The 4,941-nt window shown below is 67.9% G+C and carries 5 protein-coding genes; 2 read left to right on the top strand and 3 right to left on the bottom strand.

Going from position 1 to position 4,941, the window contains the following annotated elements; genetic code table 11:
• A partial coding sequence (locus VGF12_RS16555; RefSeq protein ID WP_331177146.1) for a phospholipase D-like domain-containing protein occupies nt 1-601 on the top strand: 601 nt, incomplete at its 5' end.
• Nucleotides 602-607: 6 nt separating this feature from the next.
• On the opposite strand, the gene VGF12_RS16560 is transcribed toward VGF12_RS16555, so the two are convergent.
• Nucleotides 608-1,585, bottom strand: coding sequence for a GMP reductase (locus VGF12_RS16560; protein ID WP_331177147.1), 978 nt, complete (start codon nt 1,583-1,585; stop codon nt 608-610).
• 157 nt (nt 1,586-1,742) lie between these two features.
• Entirely contained in the window at nt 1,743-3,050 is a 1,308-nt protein-coding gene (locus tag VGF12_RS16565) for a DUF3422 domain-containing protein (RefSeq protein ID WP_331177148.1), read from the bottom strand.
• A 93-nt stretch (nt 3,051-3,143) separates the two neighbouring features.
• On the opposite strand from VGF12_RS16565, the gene VGF12_RS16570 reads away from it, so the two are divergent.
• Nucleotides 3,144-4,277 (top strand): beta-ketoacyl-ACP synthase III, encoded by a 1,134-nt coding sequence (locus tag VGF12_RS16570; RefSeq protein ID WP_331177149.1) that lies wholly within the window; start codon nt 3,144-3,146, stop codon nt 4,275-4,277.
• Between the two features lie 3 nt (nt 4,278-4,280).
• On the opposite strand, the gene VGF12_RS16575 is transcribed toward VGF12_RS16570, so the two are convergent.
• The coding region (locus VGF12_RS16575; protein WP_331177150.1) for a methyl-accepting chemotaxis protein at nt 4,281-4,941 on the bottom strand (661 nt) is incomplete at its 5' end.

Here is a 4,941-nt window from a genome sequence, read left to right on the forward strand (position 1 = left end):
GGCGGCACCCTTCGACATCGCACGCAAGGCCTTCCTGCTGTCCAGCCCACGCGCCTGGAACCCGCCCGGCGTGGGTGACTCCGAGGAGGTCCTGCCGCGCCTGCTGACCCAAGCCCGCAGCGAGGTGAGGGTGCAGCTGCTGGACTACGCGCCGCTGTCCTATGCGGCCGGACAGCGGCCGTTCTACTCCGTCATCGACAACGCGATCCGGGCCGCTGCTGCGCGCGGCGTGAAGGTCAAGCTGATGGTGTCGAGCTGGAACACCGAGCAACCGGCCATCCACCACCTGAAGAGCCTGGCGCTGCTGCCCGGCATCGAGATCCGCATCGTGACCCTGCCGCGCGCCAGCACCGGCTTCATTCCCTTCGCACGGGTCATCCACACCAAGGCGATGAGCATCGATGGCGAGGTCGCCTGGGTAGGCACCAGCAACTGGAGCGGCGGCTATCTGGACAAGTCGCGCAACCTCGAGGTCGTGCTGCGCGATGCGTCCATGGCGGCTCGGCTGGCGCTCCTGCACGAGCAGACGTGGAACTCGCCTTATGCGGAGCCGCTGGACGTCAACCGCCAGTACCCGAAGCCGTCCAAGGGCGAGCCCTGAGCCCGGTCACATGAACAGGTGCTCGCCCGCGTTCTCGCCGCCCAGGATCACGTAATTGACCTTCTTCAGGTCCGCCAGCTGCGTGCCGCCGGCGTAGGAGATGGAGCTCTGCAGGTCTTCCTGCATCTCGCGCAGCGTGTCGCCGAGCTTGCCCTTGACCGGCTCCAGGATGCGCTTGCCCTCCACATGCCGGTACTCGCCCTTGTTGAAGTCGGACGCCGAGCCGTAGTACTCCTTGTAGAGCTTGCCGTCCACCTCGACCGTGTTGCCGGGTGACTCCTCATGGCCGGCGAACAGCGAGCCGATCATGACCATGGCGGCGCCGAAGCGCACGCTCTTGGCAATGTCGCCGTGGTGGCGGATGCCACCGTCGGCGACGATCGGCTTGGTGGCCACGCGAGCGCACCACTTCAACGCCGACAGCTGCCAGCCGCCGGTGCCGAAGCCGGTCTTGAGCCGCGTGATGCAGACCTTGCCCGGGCCGACGCCGACCTTGGTCGCGTCCGCGCCCCAGTTTTCCAGGTCGATCACACCCTCGGGCGTGCCGACGTTGCCGGCAATGACGAAGGCATCGGGCACCTTGTGCTTGATGTGGCCGATCATGCGCTGCACGCTCTCGGCATGGCCGTGGGCGATGTCGATGGTCAGGTAGTCGGCGCCGACGCCCTCGGCCGCGAGCCGGTCGACGAGCTCGTAGTCAGCCGGCTTGACGCCGACGCTCAGTGAGACGAGCAGGCCCTTGTCGCGCATGTCCTTGGCATAGGCCAGGCTGTCGAGGTCGAAGCGGTGCATCACATAGAAGTAGCCTTCGCGGGCCAGCATCTCGGTGATGGGCTCGTCCACCACGGTCTTCATGTTGGCGGGCACCACCGGCAGCTTGAAGCGGTGCGGGCCGAACTGCACGGAGGTGTCGCAGTCGGAGCGGCTGTCCACACGGCACTTGCGTGGCAGCAGCAGGATGTTGTCGTAGTCGAAGATTTCCATGTCAGTGGTGTTCACAGTTGCGGCGCGCGTTAGGCAGTGCGCGACCTGGGCTGCGAGCGCTTGACTTGGCTCTGCCGGCTTGTTGCCCGCGGCTCGAGCGGACAAAAAAAACCGGACGCCAAAATTTGGGCCCGGTGATTGATTCTACGCGGCTGGTTCAATGCCCCAGGAAGCGTCGGTGAATGCGCCGCGTCGTCCACCAGACGCCGGCGAGCACCAGCGGGATGGCGACGCCCGCGGCCAGTTCGGGCGCGACGGGCAGCCAGCCCTCGGTCTTCAGCGCCTTGAAGCCGTACAGCAGCAGGCTGACGACGTAGTAGGTGATGGCCGCCAGCGACAGCCCCTCCACGGTGGCCTGCATGCGCAGCTGTGTCTGCTGGCCGTGGCCCAGCTGTGCGAGCAGTTGCTGGTTCTGTGCCTCGGTGGCGATGTCCACGCGCGTGCGCAGGAGCGCGCTGGTGCGCTCGATGCGGCGCGACAGCGCGTCCAGCCGCTGCGCCGTGGCCGTGACCGTCGCGATGGCCGGTGACAGTCGCCGCTGCATGAACTCGCCCAGCGTCTGCGTGCCGGCCACCTTGCCCTCGTGCAGCTCGTCCAGGCGCGACTCGACGATGGCCTGATAGGCGCCGGTCGCGGCGAAGCGGTACTGGTGTTCGGCCGTCGCGTGCTCCACGCGTGCGGCGGTGGAGATGAGGTCGTCCAGCAGCTCGGCCTCCGAGGCACTGCGCCGCTCCAGCCGCGCCGTGATGTCGGCCAGGTCGTCTTCCACCTCGGACAGCGTCGTGCCCAGCGCCTTGGCGGCCGGCAGGCCGCGCAAGGCCATCAGCCGGTAGGTCTCCAGCTCCAGCAGGCGCTGGCAGATGCGGCCGGCACGCGTCTGCGGGGTGCCCGGCTCGGCCAGCACGACGATGTGCTCGAAGCCGGTGGCCCGCAGGCAGAAGTCGGTCACCACCAGCGAATGGCCGCCCATCGTCGACGCGACGACGGCGTGGGCGCCGAACCAGGCGCGCGCCTCGGCCAGCGCGCTGGGCGCGAAGGTCAGCGGTCGCTCGGCCATGACCAGCTTGATCGCCGCGATGGTGCGCCCAGGGATGCGCCCGAGCCAGCCGGCATCCACGCGCAGCGGCAGCGTGTCCAGCGTCTGCGCACCGGCTTCGGCCTCGGGCGGCAGCGGCTGCACCAAGGCGTAGCGGGTGAACTCGGCGTGGCGCTCCCATTTCAGTGAGAACTCGCCGCAGCGCAGGCGCAGGAAGTTCGCGTTCAGCGCGTCGGCCGGCAACGCATGCTGACCTGGCAGGCGCAGCAGGTGGGCATGCTCGTCGGCGCGGCTGACGCCATCGTTGAGCACGGCCACGTGGACGATGACGGCGGGCAGCCGGATGCGCGGCGGCGGGCGGGCATGCACCTCGTTGTGCAGGGCCAGACGCAGGGCGTCGTCAGGCGGGAGCAGGCTGTCTTCGTGCATGGTGCTCCAGGGTAGTGCGGAGGGAGGGCGTCAGCCTGGCTCGGTAAGATTTGAGCCTTCGTACTTTGGCAGTCGGCATCGCCCGTCTACTTTATGCAAGCTTCATTCCCGGCTGTGGTCATCAGCGGCACCGGCCTTTACCGACCGCCGCACGTCATCACCAATGCCGAACTCGTCGAGGCCTTCAACCGCTACGCCGACCTGCAGAACGCCGAGCACGCCGAGGCCATCGCCGCCGGCGAGCGGCCGGCCATGACGCATTCCAGCGTCGAGTTCATCGAGAAGGCCTCGGGCATCAAGCAGCGCTACGTCATCGAGAAGGACGGCGTGCTGGACCCGACGCGCATGTATCCGCGCTTCGCGCCGCGTGGCGACGACCAGATCTCGCTGATGGCCGAGATTGCGGTCGATGCGGCGCGACAGGCGTTGCAGGCGGCCGGCAAGACCGGCGCCGACATCGACGCGGTGCTCTGCTCCAGCGCCAACATGCAGCGCGCCTACCCGGCCATGGCCGTGGAGATCCAGCAGGCGCTGGGCGCCGGCGGCTATGGTTTCGACATGAACGTGGCCTGCTCATCGGCGACCTTTGCCCTGGAGCAGGCCTTCAATGCAGTGCGCTCGGGCGCTTCCAAGTGCGTCCTGATCGTGAACCCCGAGATCACCTCGGCCCACCTGGAATGGCGCGACCGCGATTGCCACTTCATCTTCGGCGACGTCTGCACGGCGCTCATCGTCGAGCGCGCTGACACCGCCACCGGCTCGGACCAGTGGGAGATCCTGGGTACCCAGCTCTCCACGCAGTTCAGCAGCAACATCCGCAACAACTTCGGCTTCATGAACCGCGCCGAGGACCGCGACCCCAACGCGCGTGATCTGACCTTCTACCAGGAGGGGCGCAAGGTCTTCAAGGAAGTGGTGCCGCTGGCCGCTGCCCACATCGAGGGTCATCTCGCCAAGCTGGGCCTGGAGCCGACGCAGATGCGACGCTTCTGGCTGCACCAGGCCAACCAGGGGATGAACCAGCTCGTCATCAAGAAGCTCGTCGGCGCCAACGCTGGCGACGACATTGCGCCGCTGATCTTGAACGAGTACGCCAACACGGCGTCGGCCGGCTCCATCATCGCCTTCCATGAGCATCACGGCGACATGAAGGCTGGCGACGCGGGCGTCATCTGCTCGTTCGGTGCCGGCTATTCCATCGGCAGTGTGATCGTCAAGAAGCGCTGATCCTCAGCGCGGCAGCCTGAACTGCGCCACCAGCGCGGCCAGCCGGGCCGCCTGGTCCTTCAGGCTTTCGGCCGCTGCGGCGCTTTGTTCCACCAGGGCGGCGTTCTGCTGCGTCATCTGGTCCAGCACGGCGACGGCTGAGCCCACCTGGGCGATGCCCTGACTCTGCTCATGGCTGGCCGAACTGATCTCGGCGATCAGGTCGCTGACCTTGCCCACCTCGGCAACGATGCTCTGCACGGTCTCGCCCGCCCGGCCCACTTGCTGGGCGCCGGCCGCGACGCGCTCCACGCTGTTGCCGATCAGGTCCTTGATCTCGCGCGCTGCAGTTGCCGAGCGTTGCGCCAGCGAGCGCACTTCGGCGGCCACGACCGCAAAGCCGCGTCCCTGCTCGCCTGCACGGGCCGCTTCCACCGCCGCATTCAGCGCCAGGATGTTGGTCTGGAAGGCGATGCCGTCGATGACGCCGATGATGTCCGCGATGCGCCGGGAGCTGGCCGAGATCTCGCCCATCGTGCCGATGACCTCACCCACCGCCGCGCCGCCACGTTCGGCCACGCTGGCGGCCGAGCGCGCCAACTCGGTGGCGCGCTGCGCGGTCTCGGCGTTGTTGCGCACTGTTGCGGTCAGCTCTTCCATGGCGGAGGCGGTCTCCTCCAGGCTG

The organism is Roseateles sp., from assembly GCF_036404855.1.
Classification (GTDB): domain Bacteria; phylum Pseudomonadota; class Gammaproteobacteria; order Burkholderiales; family Burkholderiaceae_C; genus Pelomonas.